General features: G+C 63.3%; 14 protein-coding genes. 13 read left to right on the top strand and 1 reads right to left on the bottom strand.

Features of this window, described 5'->3' with window-relative positions; translation table 11 throughout:
• The first annotated feature begins 70 nt into the window (after positions 1–70).
• The 7 genes from QM996_RS25760 to pta all read left to right on the top strand — a co-directional run bounded on the left by QM996_RS25760 (position 71) and on the right by pta (position 7,559).
• Positions 71–883: a taurine ABC transporter ATP-binding protein gene (locus QM996_RS25760; RefSeq protein WP_334196753.1), complete on the top strand. Its 813-nt coding sequence runs from the start codon at positions 71–73 to the stop codon at positions 881–883.
• A complete protein-coding gene (locus QM996_RS25755) occupies positions 876–1,703 on the top strand; it encodes an ABC transporter permease subunit (protein WP_334196752.1) in 828 nt (275 codons plus the stop codon). The genes QM996_RS25760 and QM996_RS25755 overlap by 8 nt, the downstream gene beginning before the upstream one ends.
• 111 nt (positions 1,704–1,814) lie before the next feature.
• Positions 1,815–2,201 carry a nuclear transport factor 2 family protein gene (locus QM996_RS25750; protein WP_334196751.1) on the top strand — a complete coding sequence of 129 codons (387 nt, stop codon included), beginning with the start codon at positions 1,815–1,817 and terminating at the stop codon, positions 2,199–2,201.
• Positions 2,202–2,219: 18 nt separating this feature from the next.
• Positions 2,220–3,620 carry an NAD(P)/FAD-dependent oxidoreductase gene (locus tag QM996_RS25745; RefSeq protein ID WP_334196750.1) on the top strand — a complete coding sequence of 467 codons (1,401 nt, stop codon included), beginning with the start codon at positions 2,220–2,222 and terminating at the stop codon, positions 3,618–3,620.
• A gap of 35 nt (positions 3,621–3,655) precedes the next feature.
• Complete coding sequence (gene xsc / locus QM996_RS25740; protein ID WP_334196749.1) at positions 3,656–5,431, top strand: sulfoacetaldehyde acetyltransferase; 1,776 nt, start codon at positions 3,656–3,658, stop codon at positions 5,429–5,431.
• Between the two features lie 71 nt (positions 5,432–5,502).
• Positions 5,503–6,540 carry a YeiH family protein gene (locus QM996_RS25735; protein ID WP_334196748.1) on the top strand — a complete coding sequence of 346 codons (1,038 nt, stop codon included), beginning with the start codon at positions 5,503–5,505 and terminating at the stop codon, positions 6,538–6,540.
• Complete coding sequence (pta, locus tag QM996_RS25730) at positions 6,540–7,559, top strand: phosphate acetyltransferase (RefSeq protein ID WP_334196747.1); 1,020 nt, start codon at positions 6,540–6,542, stop codon at positions 7,557–7,559. The genes QM996_RS25735 and pta overlap by 1 nt, the downstream gene beginning before the upstream one ends.
• A gap of 80 nt (positions 7,560–7,639) precedes the next feature.
• On the opposite strand, the gene QM996_RS25725 is transcribed toward pta, so the two are convergent.
• Positions 7,640–8,515 carry a LysR substrate-binding domain-containing protein gene (locus tag QM996_RS25725; protein ID WP_334196746.1) on the bottom strand — a complete coding sequence of 292 codons (876 nt, stop codon included), beginning with the start codon at positions 8,513–8,515 and terminating at the stop codon, positions 7,640–7,642.
• 118 nt (positions 8,516–8,633) lie between these two features.
• Here QM996_RS25725 and QM996_RS25720 point away from each other — a divergent pair, with 118 nt between their 5' ends.
• From QM996_RS25720 to QM996_RS25695, 6 genes are all read left to right on the top strand, one after another.
• Complete coding sequence (locus tag QM996_RS25720; RefSeq protein WP_173520055.1) at positions 8,634–10,286, top strand: Na/Pi cotransporter family protein; 1,653 nt, start codon at positions 8,634–8,636, stop codon at positions 10,284–10,286.
• Positions 10,287–10,388: 102 nt separating this feature from the next.
• Entirely contained in the window at positions 10,389–11,591 is a 1,203-nt protein-coding gene (locus QM996_RS25715; protein WP_173520054.1) for a 2-aminoethylphosphonate--pyruvate transaminase, read from the top strand.
• 17 nt (positions 11,592–11,608) lie between these two features.
• Entirely contained in the window at positions 11,609–12,871 is a 1,263-nt protein-coding gene (phnA, locus tag QM996_RS25710; RefSeq protein ID WP_334196745.1) for a phosphonoacetate hydrolase, read from the top strand.
• A 10-nt stretch (positions 12,872–12,881) separates the two neighbouring features.
• Positions 12,882–14,336, top strand: coding sequence for a phosphonoacetaldehyde dehydrogenase (gene phnY, locus QM996_RS25705; protein ID WP_334196744.1), 1,455 nt, complete (start codon positions 12,882–12,884; stop codon positions 14,334–14,336).
• Positions 14,337–14,711: 375 nt separating this feature from the next.
• Positions 14,712–15,722 carry a putative 2-aminoethylphosphonate ABC transporter substrate-binding protein gene (locus QM996_RS25700; RefSeq protein WP_246304709.1) on the top strand — a complete coding sequence of 337 codons (1,011 nt, stop codon included), beginning with the start codon at positions 14,712–14,714 and terminating at the stop codon, positions 15,720–15,722.
• An 80-nt stretch (positions 15,723–15,802) separates the two neighbouring features.
• Positions 15,803–16,972: a putative 2-aminoethylphosphonate ABC transporter ATP-binding protein gene (locus QM996_RS25695; RefSeq protein WP_334196743.1), complete on the top strand. Its 1,170-nt coding sequence runs from the start codon at positions 15,803–15,805 to the stop codon at positions 16,970–16,972.
• Positions 16,973–16,974: the final 2 nt, after the last annotated feature.

Below are 16,974 nucleotides of genomic sequence, written 5' to 3'. Positions count from 1 at the left end.
CGCCGGCCGTGGGGAGCGGCCGGTGCGTTCATCATCGAGACCGTGACCGAGGTGCAGGGAGGCATTTCTCATGGAAACACTGAGCGTCAGGAACATCAGTCTGACCTATCCGGGCCTGTACTCGGACCAGGCGATCATCGCCTTGAAAGGTGTAAACCTTACCATCAACAGCGGCGACTTCGTCGTTGCATTGGGTGCTTCCGGCTGCGGAAAAACCACCTTGCTCAATCTGATGGCGGGCTTCATGGCCCCCTCGGAGGGCGACATCACGCTTGGCAATCACCAGGTCAACGGGCCGGGCGCCGAGCGCGGCGTGGTCTTCCAGAAACACGCTCTTCTGCCGTGGCTCAACGTGATCGAGAACACCGAATTCGGGCTCAAGCTGCGCGGTGTCGACAAGGCGACAAGGCGAGAACTTGCCACCAGGAACCTCGCTCTGGTCGGTTTGCAGGACTTCCATCACCACATGATCTATCACCTGTCGGGTGGCATGCAGCAGCGCGTCGGCATTGCGCGGGCACTGACCTGCGATCCCGCCATGCTGTTGATGGACGAACCGATGGCAGCACTCGACGCGCTGACGCGTGAGACCATCCAGGAACTGCTGCTCAAGGTCTGGCAGCTCACCAACAAGATGTTCTTCTTCATCACCCACAGCGTCGAAGAGGCGCTGTTCCTCGGCTCGCGGCTGATCGTCATGTCGCCGCGGCCGGGCCGCATCACCCACACCTACGAGCTCAACTTCAACAAACGCTTCCTCGCCGAAGGCAATGCGCGTGCGATCAAGTCCAGCCCGGAATTCATCCGCATGCGCGAGGAAGTGCTCGGCATCATCTATGGCGACGAACGTGCGTCCGGCAACCCGGAGGTGGCCCATGCTTGATAGAGTGACACGGGCCAAGCCCGCCAAGGCTGGCAAAATCTTCGGTGCTCCGGGTGACGGAAGCAGCGGCCTGATCAGTTTCGCAACGACGATCGTTCTCGTCGCCCTCTGGTTCACCGTCACCGAATCCGGCTGGGTCAAGCCGCTCTTCCTGCCGTCGCCGCTGGCCGTCTGGGACAAGTTCATGCTGGCGCTGACCGACGGCGTTTCGAACTCGACGCTGATAGAGCATACGCTCGCCAGTATCGGCCGCGTCTTCGGTGCCTTCCTGCTGGCGCTGGTGACGGCGGTGCCGATCGGCATCCTGATGGGCGTCAATCGCGTCGTGCGCGGCCTCTTCGATCCGATCATCGAATTTTACCGGCCGCTGCCGCCGCTTGCCTACCTGCCGCTGGTGATCATCTGGCTTGGCATCGGCGAGTTCCCGAAGGTGTTCCTGATCTATCTGGCGATCTTCGCGCCGATGGCGATTGCAGCGAGGGCAGGGGTGCGTTCGGTCTCGACCGAGCAGATCCACGCGGCCTATGCGATGGGCGCCACGCGTGGACAGGTGATCAGCCAGGTGATCATGAAGGCCGCCTTGCCAGAGATCTTCACCGGCATGCGCATCGGCATCGGCGTCGGCTGGACCACCCTGGTGGCAGCGGAAATGGTTGCTGCCAACCGAGGTCTTGGCTTCATGGTCCTCAATGCCGCCGAAAACCTCGAAAGCGATACCGTGATCATGGGCATCTTCATCATCGGCATCTTCGCCTTCACCTTCGATCTTTTGATCCGCTACCTCGAAAAGGTGCTGATCCCCTGGAAGGGCCGCCTGTAACCGGCGGCAACTTCGACACTTCATCTGAATTCGGCCTGGCGGCCTTTTGAAGACGGCATTTCCCGTCTCCGGCGAAGCCATGCCTTGCGGACCAAGCCAAAGGACAGGACCATGACACTCTCTGCAGCCGATCTCAAAACCTTGTTCGATGCCTTCAACCGGCACGACATCGATGGGGTCATGCGCTTCTTCGCCGAGGACTGTGTATTCAATGCGGTCGGCGGCCCGGAGGTTCACGGCACCCGCTTCGTCGGCACCGGAGCGATTGCCGACGCTTTCAGCGGCGTCTGGAAATCGATGCCGGACGCCGAGTGGGGCAATCACAGCCATTTCGTGGAGGGCGATCGCGGCGTGTCCGAATGGACGTTCTCGGGCACGGTCGCCGATGGCAGCCGCATCGAGGCGGAAGGCTGTGACCTCTTCACTTTTCGCAACGGCAAGATCGTGCGCAAGCAGGCGTTCCGCAAGAACCGCCCGGTCCTGCAACCCCGCTACTGATGGCCTGGAGCAAGAGCCATGCAACTGCGCGCCACCCCTCTCAAGCCCGCAAGGCAGCCGTTTGATCCGGCCTATGATCCCAACCATGCCCGCAGCCCCGGTACGGGCAAGGACTATGCGCCGACCTACTGGATTGGTACCGCCGGGCCCGAACCCGAGGATGATGGTCCCGTCACGCGGGACATCGATGTCGACGTCGCCATCATAGGTTCGGGCTATACTGGCCTCTCCTGTGCCATCCATCTGGCACGCGAGCACGGCATCAAGGCGACGGTGCTGGAGGCCAATGGCGTTGCCTGGGGCTGCAGCACCCGCAATGGCGGGCAGGCGCAGATTTCCGCCGGCCGCCTGAAACGCTCGCAATGGATTGCGCGCTGGGGCGTGGATGTCGCCAGAAAGATGCATGCCGAGATCGCCGAAGGTTTCGACCTCTTCCGGGCGCTCGTCCGGGAGCCGGAGATCGACTGCGATCCGCAGGATGGCGGCCATCTCTATATCGCCCACCGCGACAAGATGCTGCCGGCGCTCGAAAGCGAGGTTCGCGTCCTCAACGACACGTTCGGCTATCGCGCTCGCATGGTCTCGCGCGAGGAGATCCATCGCGATTTCGTCCGGGACGAGGAAGCGCGCGGGGCGATGTATGAGCCCGACGGCATGGGCATTCATGCGGCAAAGCTCGCCTTCGGCTATCTGAAGCTGGCGCGGCGGCTTGGCGCAAAGGTTCATATCTCGAGTCCGGTGCTGTCCTGCACGGCGAAGGGTGGTGTGCACTACCTGACGACGCCAGGCGGCACGGTTCGTGCCCGCGCCGTCTGCATTGCAACAGCGGGCTACACGTCGCCCGGCATGAATGCGCTCACGCGCCACCGGCTGATGCCGATCCTGTCAAACTCGATCGTTACGCGGCCGTTGACTGAAGGCGAGCAGCAGGCACTGAATTTCAAGGCGCGCATACCGCTCACCGACACGCGCACACTCCGCCACTACTACCGCATGCTGCCCGATGGCCGGGTGCAGATCGGCAGCCGCAGCGCCATCACCGGGCGTGATGCCGGCAATCCGAAGCATCTCGAACTGCTGCTCGCCGGTCTCTACCGCAAGTTTCCGGCGCTCCGCGGCATCGACATCGACTACTCCTGGTGGGGCTGGGTGGATGTCAGCCACGACATGATGCCGCGGATCTTCCAGCCGGATCCGGCGCAGCGCCTGTTCTACGCGATGGGCTATGGCGGCAACGGCGTGATGTATTCCGCCCAGGCCGGGCGTCGGATGGCGCAGATGGTCGCCGGCAAGGGCGGCGCTCTCGACCTTCCCATCTTCACCTCGCCCTTGCCGAGCCACGGGCTGCTGACTCCGTTCCGCAGGCTTGGCCAATGGGGAATGTACCGCTGGTACTACCTCCGCGATGAGATCCTCTAACTCTTTGAAATAATTCCCAGGAAAGGAACTACCCCATGAAAATGACCACCGAGGAAGCCTTCGTCAAAGTCTTGCAGATGCATGGCCTCGAACATGCCTTCGGCATTATCGGCTCGGCCATGATGCCGGTGTCGGACCTGTTCCCCAAGGCCGGCATCAAGTTCTGGGACTGCGCCCACGAGACCAATGCCGGCATGATGGCGGACGGCTTCAGCCGTGCCACCGGTACGATGTCGGTCGCGATCGGCCAGAACGGCCCGGGCGTCACCGGTTTCATCACTGCGATCAAGACCGCCTACTGGAACCACACGCCGCTCTTGATGGTGACGCCGCAGGCGGCCAACAAGACGATTGGCCAGGGCGGTTTCCAGGAAGTCGACCAGATGGCGATGTTCGAGGAAATGGTCTGCTATCAGGAAGAAGTGCGCGATCCCTCCCGCATTCCCGAGGTGTTGAACCGGGTCATCGAAAAGGCTTGGCGCGGCTGTGCGCCTGCGCAGATCAATATCCCGCGCGACTACTGGACCCAGGTCATCGACGTCGACCTGCCGGCAATTGTCCGTTTCGAACGTCCGGCCGGTGGGCCGCAGGCGATCGCAGAGGCCGCAAAGCTGCTGTCGGGGGCAAAATTCCCGGTCATCCTCAATGGCGCCGGCGTCGTCATAGGCAATGCCATTGGTGATTCCATGAAGCTTGCCGAGCGGCTCGATGCACCGGTTTGCTGCGGTTACCAGCACAATGACGCCTTCCCCGGCAGCCATCGCCTGTCGGTCGGTCCGCTCGGCTATAACGGCTCGAAGGCGGCGATGGAGCTGATCTCCAAGGCCGACGTCGTGCTGGCGCTCGGCACCCGGCTCAATCCCTTCTCGACGCTTCCGGGCTACGGCATCGACTATTGGCCGAAGAATGCTTCGATCATCCAGGTCGACATCAATGCCGACCGGATCGGCCTTACCAAGAAGGTGACGGTCGGCATCTGCGGCGACGCCAAGCAGGTCGCCCGCCAGATCCTCGAGCAGCTCTCGCCGTCGGCCGGTGATGCCGGCCGCGATGAGCGCAAGGCTGCGATCCACCAGACCCGTTCGGCCTGGCAGCAGCAGCTCTCCTCCATGGACCACGAGGACGACGATCCGGGCACGGAGTGGAACGAGACCGCGCGTTCGCGCGAGCCGAACCGCATGTCGCCACGCCAGGCCTGGCGGGCGATCCAGGTGGCCCTTCCGAAGGAGGCAATCATCTCCACCGACATCGGCAACAATTGCGCGATCGGTAACGCCTATCCGACCTTCGAGGCCGGCCGGAAATATCTCGCACCTGGCATGTTCGGGCCCTGCGGTTACGGCTTCCCGTCGATCGTCGGCGCCAAGATCGGTTGCCCGGACGTGCCGGTAGTCGGCTTTGCCGGCGACGGGGCCTTCGGCATCTCGATGAACGAGATGGGGTCGATCGGCCGCGAGGGTTGGCCGGCCATCACCATGGTGATCTTCCGCAACTACCAATGGGGCGCGGAAAAGCGCAACACGACGCTCTGGTATGCCAACAATTTCGTCGGCACCGAGCTCAATCCCAATCTCTCCTACGCGAAAGTCGCCGAGGGCTGCGGCCTGAAGGGCGTCGCCGTCGATACCACGGCGGCACTCACCGAGGCGCTTTCAACCGCGATCACCGACCAGAAGAACGGCGTGACGACTTTCATCGAAGTCATCCTCAACCAGGAACTTGGCGAGCCTTTCCGCCGCGACGCGATGAAAAAGCCGGTGCCGGTGGCCGGTATCGACCGCGCCGACATGCGTCCGCAGAAGCGGGCGTGACCGTTCACAGACCATGCCTGCCCGGTCAGCCCGGGCAGGCGAAGCTTCCCGCAAGCGACCGGAACGCAAACATGACTTTCACCGCCTCCGTCCACGAACGTTTCCGCAGCATGCCCTCCGGATTTTCGACCTATTGGCCAGGCTTCGCCGTCACCGCGGCGGTTGCCGTCGCCGCGCAGTTCCTCTCCGACCACTACGGTGCGCCAGCCATGCTGATGGCGCTGCTGCTCGGCATCGCCTTTCATTTTCTCTCGGAGGAGGGACGTTGCGTCGCCGGCATCGATTTCTGCGCCAAGAAAGTGCTGCGCATCGGCGTGGCGCTGCTCGGTATGCGCATCAGCGTCGACCTCCTGATCGGGCTCGGCGCCAGCACGATCCTGCTGCTCGTTTCTGCCATCGCCGCGACGATCGGTTTCGGCTTGATCGCCGCGAAGCTGCTCGGCCGCGGCTGGCGGTTGGCGCTCATCACCAGCGGTTCCGTCGCCATCTGCGGCGCGTCGGCGGCAATGGCGATCGCCGCCGTGCTGCCGAAGAACGAGTTTTCCGAGCGCAATCTGATCTTCACCGTGCTCTCGGTCACGGTCCTCTCCACCCTTGCGATGATTGCCTATCCGATCATCGCCCAGACCGTGGGGCTCGATGCCCGGGCGACGGGCATCTTTTTCGGCGGCACGATCCATGATGTCGCCCAGGTCGTCGGCGCCGGCTTCTCGGTCTCGCCGGAGGCGGGCGAGACGGCCACCCTCGTCAAACTGATCCGCGTCACCATGCTGGCGCCGGTCGTGCTGACCTTCTCGATGGTGCTGCGCAACGTGCCGCAGCCCGAAGGCGAGACTGGCAAGCGCCCCCCGCTGCTGCCCGGCTTCGTCGTCGCCTTCCTGATCTTTGCGGCGCTGAACTCCTTCGGCTTCGTGCCGGAAATGGTCGCAAAGGCCGGGATGGAGACTTCGCGCTGGGCGCTGCTCGCCGGCATCGTCGCCGTCGGCATGCGCACTTCGCTTCGCCGCGTGCTCGACGTCGGCGGCGATGCGGTCGCGCTAATCGTTGCCGAAACCATCTTCATCGCTCTCTTCATCCTCGTCGGCATTCACTATCTGGGGCAGGCCTGATGAAACCGCTCGATCGCATTCTCGAAGCCGCGAAGGCCGCGCCGCGCCACATCGTGCTTGCCGAGGGAGAAGACCCGCGCATCGTCGAGGGGGGCCTCAGGGCCGTTCGTGCCGGTCTTGCCAAAATCACGCTCGTCGGCAGTCGCAAGCTTGTCGAAGAGCGGCTGGAGGCCGCCGGTGCGGGGCCGGGCGAAGTCCGCATCGAGGATCCGGCCTCGTCACCGCTTACCCGGCGCCTTGCTGCGGCTTACCATGAACTGCGACGGAACAAGGGTGTGGATGAGGCAGCAGCGGGGGAGGCGGTGCGTTCGCCGCTCGTCTTTGCTGCCATGATGGTGCGGGAAGATGCGGCCGACGGCACAGTTGGCGGCGCGGTTGCGACCACCGCCGACACGGTGCGCGCCGCGCTCCAGACCATCGGCCGCGCGCCACACGTCAGTCTCGTTTCGAGCTTCTTCCTGATGATGCTCTGTGCGCCGCATCACGCGAAGAAGGGCGCTTTCGTCTTTGCCGATTGCGGTTTGGTGGTGGATCCCGATGCTGCAGGCCTCGCCGACATCGCCGTGACTTCGGCGCAGTCCTTCGAGGCGCTCTCCGGCAAGCCTGCGAAGGTGGCGATGCTCTCGTTTTCGACTGCGGGCAGTGCTGCGCACGAGCGCGTTTCCAAAGTGGTGGAGGCGACGAGGCTTGCCCATGCCGCGGCACCCGGCCTTGTCATCGATGGGGAATTGCAGTTCGACAGCGCCTTCGTCGAGGCGGTGAGTGCCGCCAAGGCACCCAACTCGGCACTGCATGGTGAGGCCAATGTCTTCGTCTTCCCCAATCTCGATGCGGCGAATATCGGTTACAAGATCGCTCAGCGCATCGGCGGCGCCACCGCCATCGGCCCGATCCTGCAAGGGCTCGCCAAGCCCGCCAACGACCTTTCGCGTGGCTGTACTGTCGACGACGTCTTCCACATGATCGCCGTGACCGTCGTTCAGGCGTCAAACCGGCGGCCGACTGCACGTCCCCTTTAATGACAGCGGGTCAAAGGGACAAAGCATGCGGCAAGTCAAAGCGCTGCAGCGACACCTTTGTGTCTTTGATCCCTCGCGGCTCACGTCGGCGTGTGCGCAAGTTTGCGCGCAATGTCGAAGAAGGCGCTGACGAGCTTGCCGTTGCTGCGCTCGCGCAGGCAGATCAGCGCTTCGTCCATCAGCATCTCGGGCGCGTCGATTTCGATGGGAACGAGGCGGGCGTCCTGGCCAAACTCAGCGGAGGAGACGAAACCGACGCCGCCGCCGGCCGCCACGATCTCGCGAACGGCCTCACGGCCTTCGGCCTCGATCAGCGGCGTCAGCTGCACGCCGCATCGTGCCGCCATGGCCTCCAGCTTTTGCCGGGTTTTCGAGCCTTGCTCGCGCATGACGAGCGGGTGTTTCACGAGCTCGGCGAAGGTGATCTTCTTCCGATTGTCCAGCGAATAGTTGAAGCTGGCAAAGGCGATGATTGGCGTGGAATTGAGTTTCAGGATGTCGAAATCGCTCGATTGCGGGATTTCGCCGAGAACGCCAATATCCGCCTCGTAGGCGTGCAGACTGGTGATGACCGTCTCGGTATTGCCGGAATCGATCGAGACCTGCACTGTCGGGTAGGTGCGCCGGAAGGCGGCAAGGATGTGCAGCAGGTGGTGGGCAGCGTCGGCGACGATGCGAAGCTTGCCGGCCCTGAGCGCCCGCGATTCCGAAAGAAGGTCCAGCGCCTGCTGCTCGACGTCGAACATGCGGCGCGTGACTTCAAGGAGGTTCTGGCCGGCCTGGGTCAGTGTCACCTGCTTCTTGTTTCGGTTGAAGAGCAGCACGTCGTACTCCTCCTCGAGCTTGCGCACCTGGTCCGAAATGGCAGGCTGGGTGAGGAACAGCGCTTCCGCAGCGCGCGAGAAGCCGCCATGGATTGCCACATTGTGGAAGGCGCGAAGCTGGACATAGCGCATGCGTGCGGACGCCTCTTCAGGATAGATCTGACCTATGGATTCATTAGAACGAACGATTTGATTTATGTAAAGTCGCAAAGGATAGTTTTCGGATTGCTGCTCTTTCCGGAACACGCCCATGAACCTGCCGGCTGTCGCCCTCGAGCTCGCCGCCGCAACCGTCCTGCTGCTCTATGCCGTCAGTCTCGTGAAGAAAGGCGTTGAAGCGGCGGCGGGCGACATCGTCGCGCGCACCGTCGGCGGCGCTGGTGGGCGGCCGCGCGCCGCCGCCTGCGGCTGCGCCGTTGCCATTGCCTTGCAGAGCTCGACGGCCGTCGCCATGCTTGCCGCCGGCTTCGCCGTCAGCGGCGCGCTGGCGCTTGATACCGGCCTGGCGGTGCTGCTCGGCGCCGATCTCGGTTCGGCGCTCGTCGTCAAGATCCTGTCCTTCGATCTCAATTGGCTGGCGCCGCTCTTGATTGCGGTGGGCGGCCTCATGCATCTGAAGGCCTCGGCGCGCAAGGCTGTTGAAGGCGGACGCGCCGTGCTCGGCATCGGCCTTCTGCTCCTGTCGCTGCAGATGATCGGCCATGCGACGCAGCCGCTCGCGCAAAGCCCGCTCCTGCCGTCCATCGTCGCTTTCATCGGCAGGGACGCGCTGACCGTGATGATCCTTGCGGCGCTTTTTACCTGGGCGCTGCATTCCAGCGTGGCGGCGATCCTGCTGATCCTGACCTTTGCCGCGAAAGGCATCGTGCCCATCGAGGTCGGCATACCCTTGGTTCTCGGCGTCAACATTGGCGGCGGGTTGATCGCGCTATGGCTGACGCGCGGTCTGCCGGTCGAGGGCCGGCGCCTGCCGCTTGGGAACCTCCTCTTTCGCGCCCTGTTCGGCGCAATGATCTTCGGCCTATTCTCGTTGCACGCCCCTTTCACCTGGCTTCCGGGTGATACGGCGGCCGGCCAACTCGTCAACCTGCATGTATTCTTCAACGCCACCCTGGTTCTCGTCGGAATGGTTTCCTGCGGCGCGATGGCGCGGCTCGTTCAGTTGCTCATGCCGGACGCCGCCGGTGCTGGCGACCACTCTGTCCATGTCAGCGCGCTCGACCGCACGCTGATCGACAAGCCGGCGCAGGCGCTCGCGGCCGCGGCGCGCGAAGTGCTGCACATGGGCAATCTCATTGCGCGAATGCTGGAGCCGGTCATGACTGTCATTCAGTCGCCGACGCCGGAGGCGGTCAAGACGCTGCGCGGCATCGACGCCGACATCCACCGGGCGCATAGCGAGATCAAGCTCTACATCGCCGCCGTCAACCGCGGTGTGCTCACCGAAGACCAATCCCGGCGCGGCATCGAGCTCACGGAGGCGGCGATCCATCTCGAATATGCCGGCGACGTCGTTGCGAAGAACCTTCTGCAAATGGCAGAGGAGCGGCTGGAGGGCGCGGGCACCTTCTCGCAGGCGGGCTGGCGCGAGCTCACCCTGCTGCACGCGGCCGTATCTTCCAATGTCAGGCTCGCGGCCAATCTTCTCGTCTCCCCCGACCCGGTGATTGCCCGCGAGATGGTCCGGCAAAAGGAACACGTGCGCCGCCTCGTCGAGGAGAGCAGCAAGAGCCATCTGGAGCGGCTTCGCCAAGGGGTGGCGGCGAGCATCCTGTCGAGCGACATGCATCTGGAGATCGTGCGGGCGCTGAAGGAGGTCAATTCACTGGTGACGGCCATGGCCTATCCGCGTCTGCGCGACAGCGGAGATCTGCTCGAAAGCCGTCTGGTTCCCGCAGCCTAGATGTATAAGTACAGTCTATATATTGATACAAAAGAACGATTTTACAGATACATGTTTCCACCGCATTGTCTTTCTCGAACACGCCAACTGCGAGGACGGACCATGCCAAACACCGCTTCTGACAGAACCATCGCGCCCCTGGAAAAGCCGAGACTCGGCGAACCCTATCTCCTGACGCCCGGCCCGCTGACCACGGCCTATGAAGTCAAGGAAGCGATGCTGAAGGATTGGGGGTCCTGGGACGGCGATTTCCGCGCGATGACCGCCAGACTTCGCGGCGAGTTGCTTGAGATTGCCGGCGATACCGAGGGTGAGTTCGATTGCGTGCCGATGCAGGGCAGCGGCTCGTTCTCGGTCGAGGCGATGCTCGGCAGTTTCGTTCCGAAGGACGGCAAGGTACTGGTGCTGATGAACGGCGCCTATGGCAAGCGCATCGCCCAGACGCTCTCCTATCTCGGTCGCGATCACGTGACGATCGACAAGGGCGACTACATGCCACCGCGCGGTCCCGAAGTCGCCGCCGCGCTTGATGCCGATCCGGCGATCACCCATGTCGTCGTCGTCCATTGCGAGACCAGCTCGGGCATCCTCAATCCCCTGAAGGAGATCTCCGACACCGTCTACTCCCGCGGCCGCAAGCTGCTCGTCGATTCCATGAGCGCCTTCGGCGCCGTGCCGGCCGGTGTCAACGATTTCCGCTACGAGGCGATCGTCTCCTCCGCCAACAAATGTATCGAGGGCGTGCCCGGCTTCGGCTTCGTCATCGCCCGCAAGAGCGAGCTGGAGGCCGCCAAGGGTCTCAGCCATTCGCTGAGCCTCGATGTACATGCCCAATGGGAATACATGAACAAGACCGGCCAGTGGCGCTTCACGCCGCCAACCCATGTGGTCGCGGCTTTCCTGGAAGCGCTGCGGCTGCACCGGGAAGAGGGCGGTGTCGCCGGCCGCGGAGCCCGCTATGCCCGCAACCGCGACGTCATGGTCGCCGGAATGCGTGAGACCGGGTTCGAGACGCTGCTTGCCGACCAGTGGCTGTCGCCGATCATCGTCACCTTCTTCAGCCCGGCCCATCCGGCCTTCGCCTTCGATCGTTTCTACGACCTGATGAAGGAGAAGGGGTTCATCATCTATCCGGGCAAGTTGACCGTCGTCGACAGCTTCCGTGTGGGCTGCATCGGCCGCATGGACGAGCATGTCATGCGCTGCGTGGTCGCGGCTGCCCGCGAATCCCTGACCGAAATGGGCGTCGACAGCGCCGCCCCGCCGGCCGTTGCCCTTGAGGAACGCCGCCGCCTCGCTGCCTGAACACAGAGGAAACTCCCATGAACCAGATGTCCAAGATCACCGTCACCGCCAACCGCCGCACCTATCCCTGGCCGAAGGTTCCGGCCATCGCCATCTGCCTCGATGGCTGCGAACCGGCCTATCTCGACGAAGCCATCAAGGCCGGGCTGATGCCGACGCTCGAGCGCATCCGCAAGACCGGAACGGAGCGTACCGCGCTCAGCGTTATCCCGAGCTTCACCAACCCCAACAACCTGTCCATCGCCACCGGTCGACCGCCGGCGATCCACGGCATCTGCGGCAACTATCTCTACGAACCGCAGACCGGCAAGGAAGTGATGATGAACGACCCGCGCTTCCTGCGCGCGCCGACCATCTTCAAGGCGTTCTACGATGCCGGTGCAAAGGTCGCGGTCGTGACGGCGAAGGACAAGTTGCGGGCGCTTCTCGGCCATGGCCTCACCTTCGACGAGGGCAGGGCGATCTGCTTCTCGTCGGAAAAATCCGACAAGACGACCAGGGCGGAAAACGGCCTCGACAATGCTTCGGCCTGGCTCGGCCGGCCGGTGCCGGAAGTCTATTCGGCGGATCTTTCCGAGTTCGTCTTCGCCGCCGGCGTCAAGCTGCTCAAGGAATTCCGGCCGGATGTCATGTACCTGACGACGACCGACTACGTGCAGCACAAATACGCGCCGGGGGTGCCGCAGGCGAACGCCTTCTACGAGATGTTCGACAAGTACCTGACCGAACTCGACGCGCTGGGTGCGGCAATCATCGTCACCGCCGATCACGGCATGAAGCCGAAGCACAAGGCCGATGGTTCGCCGGATGTCGTCTACGTTCAGGACCTGCTCGACGAATGGCTCGGCAAGGACGCCGCGCGGGTGATCCTGCCGATCACCGACCCCTATGTCGTCCATCACGGCGCGCTCGGCTCGTTCGCCACGGCCTATCTGCCTGAAGGGACGGACAAGGAAGAGATCATCGAGCGCCTGCAGGCGACCGACGGCATCGACGTCGTGCTCTTCCGTCCGGAAGCCTGCGTGCGTTTCGACCTGCCCGACGACCGCATCGGCGATCTCGTGCTGATCTCGACCGAAAACAAGACGCTCGGCACCAGCGAGCACCGTCACGACCTTGCCGCGCTGAACGAGCCATTGCGCTCGCACGGTGGCCTGACCGAGCAGGAGGTCCCCTTCATCGCCAACCGCAAGCTGCCCGAGCTTTCGGCGGCCGGCACGTTGCGCAATTTCGATGCCTTCTTCTATGCGCTCGTCGCAGCCGCGCAAGCCGCACATTAGGGAGGGAGCGATGACCAAGGTGGAAACGACATTCGCAATTCGCCACGAGCCGATGCGGATCGCCGGCAAGGCGGTCGAGACCGAGGGGCGCATCGAGGTGCGTTACCCTTGGAACGATGCCGTGATCGGCACCGTGCCGGCGGGCAACGCCGAGCACGCCCGCAAGGCCTTCGAGATCGCGGCCGCCTACCAGCCGAAGCTGACGCGCTACGAGCGTCAGCGCATCCTGCTGAAGGCGGCGGAGCTGCTCGTCGCGCGCAAGGAGGAGATCTCCGACCTGATCACTCTGGAGCTCGGCATTTCGAAGCAGGATTCGCTTTACGAGGTCGGCCGCGCCTTCGACGTGCTGACGCTGTCCGGTCAGATGTGCATCCATGACGATGGCGAAATCTTCTCCTGCGACCTCACCCCGCACGGCAAGGCGCGCAAGATCTTCACCACCCGCGAACCGCTGACCGCCATTTCGGCGATCACGCCCTTCAACCACCCGCTCAACATGGTGGCACACAAGGTGGCGCCGGCCGTTGCGACGAACAATTGCGTGGTGTTGAAACCGACCGAACTGACGCCGATGACGGCGCTCGTCTTCGCCGACATTCTCTACGAAGCCGGCCTGCCGCCGGAGATGCTCTCGGTCGTGACCGGTTGGCCGGCCGATATCGGCATGGAGATGATCACCAACCCGAACTTCGACCTGATCACCTTCACGGGCAGCGTGCCGGTCGGAAAGCTGATTGCGGCGCACGCGCATTACAAGCGGCAGGTGCTGGAACTCGGCGGCAACGACCCGCTGATCATCCTCAACGATCTGTCGGACGCCGATCTCGCCAAAGCAGCGGATCTCGCCGTTGCCGGCGCGACGAAGAATTCCGGCCAGCGTTGCACGGCGGTGAAGCGCATTCTCTGCCAGGAGAGCGTTGCCGACCGCTTCGTGCCGCTGGTGCTGGAGCGGGCGAAGAAGCTCAAGTTCGGCGATCCGATGGACCGCGCGACGGAACTCGGCACGGTCGTGCATGCGCGCGCGGCCGAAATCTTCGAGCGGCGCGTGCACCAGGCGGCCGAAGAGGGAGCGGAGATCCTCTACAACCCCGGCCGACAGGGTGCCCTGCTGCCGCCGATCGTGGTCGACCGGGTCGCGCACTCGAGCGAACTGGTGATGGAGGAAACCTTCGCGCCGATCATCCCGATCGTGCGCGCGCCCGATGACGACGACGCGCTGATCGCCCTGTCGAATTCGACGGCCTTCGGCCTTTCCTCCGGCGTCTGCACCAACGACTTCCGGCGCATGCAGAAATACATCGCCGGGCTGAAGGTCGGCACGGTCAACATCTGGGAAGTGCCGGGCTACCGCATCGAGATGAGCCCCTTCGGCGGCATCAAGGATTCGGGCAACGGCTACAAGGAAGGTGTCATCGAGGCGATGAAGAGCTTTACCAACGTCAAGACCTTCTCCCTGCCATGGTGATCTGAGCGTTTCCCCCGCGCAATCACCCTTCTGGGAGCTGCCGTGGCGGCTCCCTTTTTTGTTGTGCCGCCTGATGCTTTGACAGCCTTTTCCGGGTGCAATCGCAGATCTGCCTCGGGAATTTGCAGTCTTTCCGAAGTTCTATTGAAGGTTGCCGAAGATGTGACCGTTTGCCTGTCGATATGCCTGGTTTCGCGGCATGGCATCCATAGTTTTTATCTACTGAACGATAAGAATAATAAATTTTACTTACCGGAAACCGCTGCGCAGAATGTTTCCCGAAGCCGATCACAACAGGGCAGCATCAAGATTGCCCGCCGCGCTTCCCCGGTTTTTCCAGGACTTCAGAGGAGAACTTCAATCATGAACAGACGCATGCTCCTTGTGCTTGCCGGCGCCGCTTCCGCTGTGCTTCCTGCCATCGCTGCCGCTGAAACCCAACTGACCGTCTACACGGCGATCGAAGCCGTGGACCTCGACCGTTACAAGGCGACCTTCGAGAAGGCCCATCCGGACATCAAGATCAACTGGGTGCGCGACTCCACCGGCGTCATGACGGCCAAGCTTTTGGCCGAAAAGGACAATCCGCAGGCCGACGTCGTCTGGGGCCTGGCCGCCACATCGCTGCTGCTCCTGAAAACGGAGGGCATGCTGGAGCCTTACCAGCCCAAGGGTGTCGAGGTACTCGACAAGAAATTCGTCGACAAGGATAAGCCGCCGAGCTGGGTCGGCATGGACGCCTATGTCGCAGCACTCTGCTACAACACGGTCGAGGGCGAAAAGCTCGGCCTCAAGGCGCCGACAAGCTGGGACGACCTGACAAAGCCGGAATACAAGGGCCACATCGTGATGCCGAATCCGGCGTCGTCTGGCACCGGGTTCCTCGACGTCTCGGGCTGGATGCAGATGTGGGGCGAGGAGAAGGCCTGGGGCTTCATGGACAAGCTCCACGAGAACATCTCTGCCTATACCCATTCCGGCTCCAAGCCTTGCAAGATGGCCGGCGCCGGCGAAGCGGTGATCGGCGTTTCCTTCGAGTTCCCGGGCGCCAAGGCCAGGAGCGCTGGTGCGCCGATCGACATCATCTTTCCTTCGGAAGGTTCGGGCTGGGAGGCTGAGGCGACGGCGATCATTGCCGGTACGGCAAATCTTGAAGCCGCCAAGACGCTCGTCGACTGGTCGGTCACCAAGGAAGCCAACGAGATGTACAATGCCGGCTATGCCGTCGTTGCCTATCCGGGTGTCGCCAAGCAGGTCGAGCACCTGCCGTCCGACATCGCCTCGAAGATGATCGACAACGACTTCGAATGGGCCGCCAACCATCGGGCGGCGATCCTGAAGGAATGGCAGAAGCGTTACGACGCCAAGTCGGAACCGAAAAGCTGAGCCTGATCGGCCGGGCGTAGCGCCTTGGCGCTGCGCCCACCCGCATTCTCCCGAAATCCCTCAAGCAGCGGAGCTTGCAGATGAGGCATGCCCTGTCGATCGAACCGATGTCCACCAGCCGTCAGCGCCCCGCCGATCATGCGGAACCGGCCCCCTATCTGCAGATCTCGGATTTGTGGAAGACCTATGGCGACTTCATTGCGCTGCGCGACATATCGCTCAGCATCGCGCGGGGCGAATTCATCTGTTTCCTCGGCCCGTCCGGCTGCGGCAAGACAACGTTGTTGAGGGCAATTGCCGGCCTCGATCTGCAGACTCGGGGCGTCATCCTGCAGGATGGGCGCAATATCTCGACCCTGCCGGCCTCCAGCCGGGACTACGGCATCGTCTTCCAGTCCTACGCGCTCTTCCCGAACCTGACGATCGAACAGAACATCGCCTTTGGCCTGGAAAACACCGGCCGATCGAAAGCGGGGGTGGCGGCCCGTGTCGCTGAACTGCTGGAAATGGTCGGCCTTTCGGCCCACGGCAAGAAGTATCCGGCGCAACTTTCCGGCGGCCAGCAGCAACGCATCGCGCTTGCCCGCGCGATCGCCATCTCACCCGGGCTCTTGCTGCTCGACGAGCCGCTCTCCGCGCTCGACGCAAAGGTCCGTGTGCACCTCCGTCACGAGATCAAGGCACTGCAGCGCAAACTCGGCGTGACGACCATCATGGTCACGCACGACCAGGAGGAGGCGCTCGCCATGGCGGACCGGATCGTCGTCATGAACCACGGCGTCATCGAACAGGTCGGCCCGCCCACCGAAATCTATCGCCATCCCGAAACGCTGTTCGTCGCCGACTTCATCGGCGAGACCAATCAGTTTCCCGCGAGCGTGCTACGCGACGGTGAGGTCGAGATCGGCCATTCGGCCTTCTGCTGCTCGACCGAGGATTTTTCGGCCGGTCATGCGGCCACGGCTGTCGTGCGTCCCGTCGACATCATCCCGCATGGTGCCGATGCGCATGCCGCCAACGCCAGCGACCGGCCGGCAACGCCGCAGAACCTGATCGATGCGGAGGTGCGGGAAATGGAATTCCTCGGCATGTTCTGGCGCACGCGCCTGACGGCACCTCGCCTCGGCGAGCGCACGCTCGTCGCCGATTTTTCCGTCAACGCCGTCAGGCGCCTCAGGATCGAAACGGGCGGTGCCATCCAGGTGGAGATCCCGCGGGAGCGCCTGCTGCTCTATCCGAGGGGGGCCTGACG

This window comes from Sinorhizobium chiapasense (assembly GCF_045277575.1).
Taxonomy (GTDB): Bacteria; Pseudomonadota; Alphaproteobacteria; order Rhizobiales; family Rhizobiaceae; genus Ensifer; species Ensifer chiapasense_A.
The sequence above is the reverse complement of the archived record's forward strand: the minus strand, read 5'-3'. Positions and strand labels throughout refer to the sequence as shown.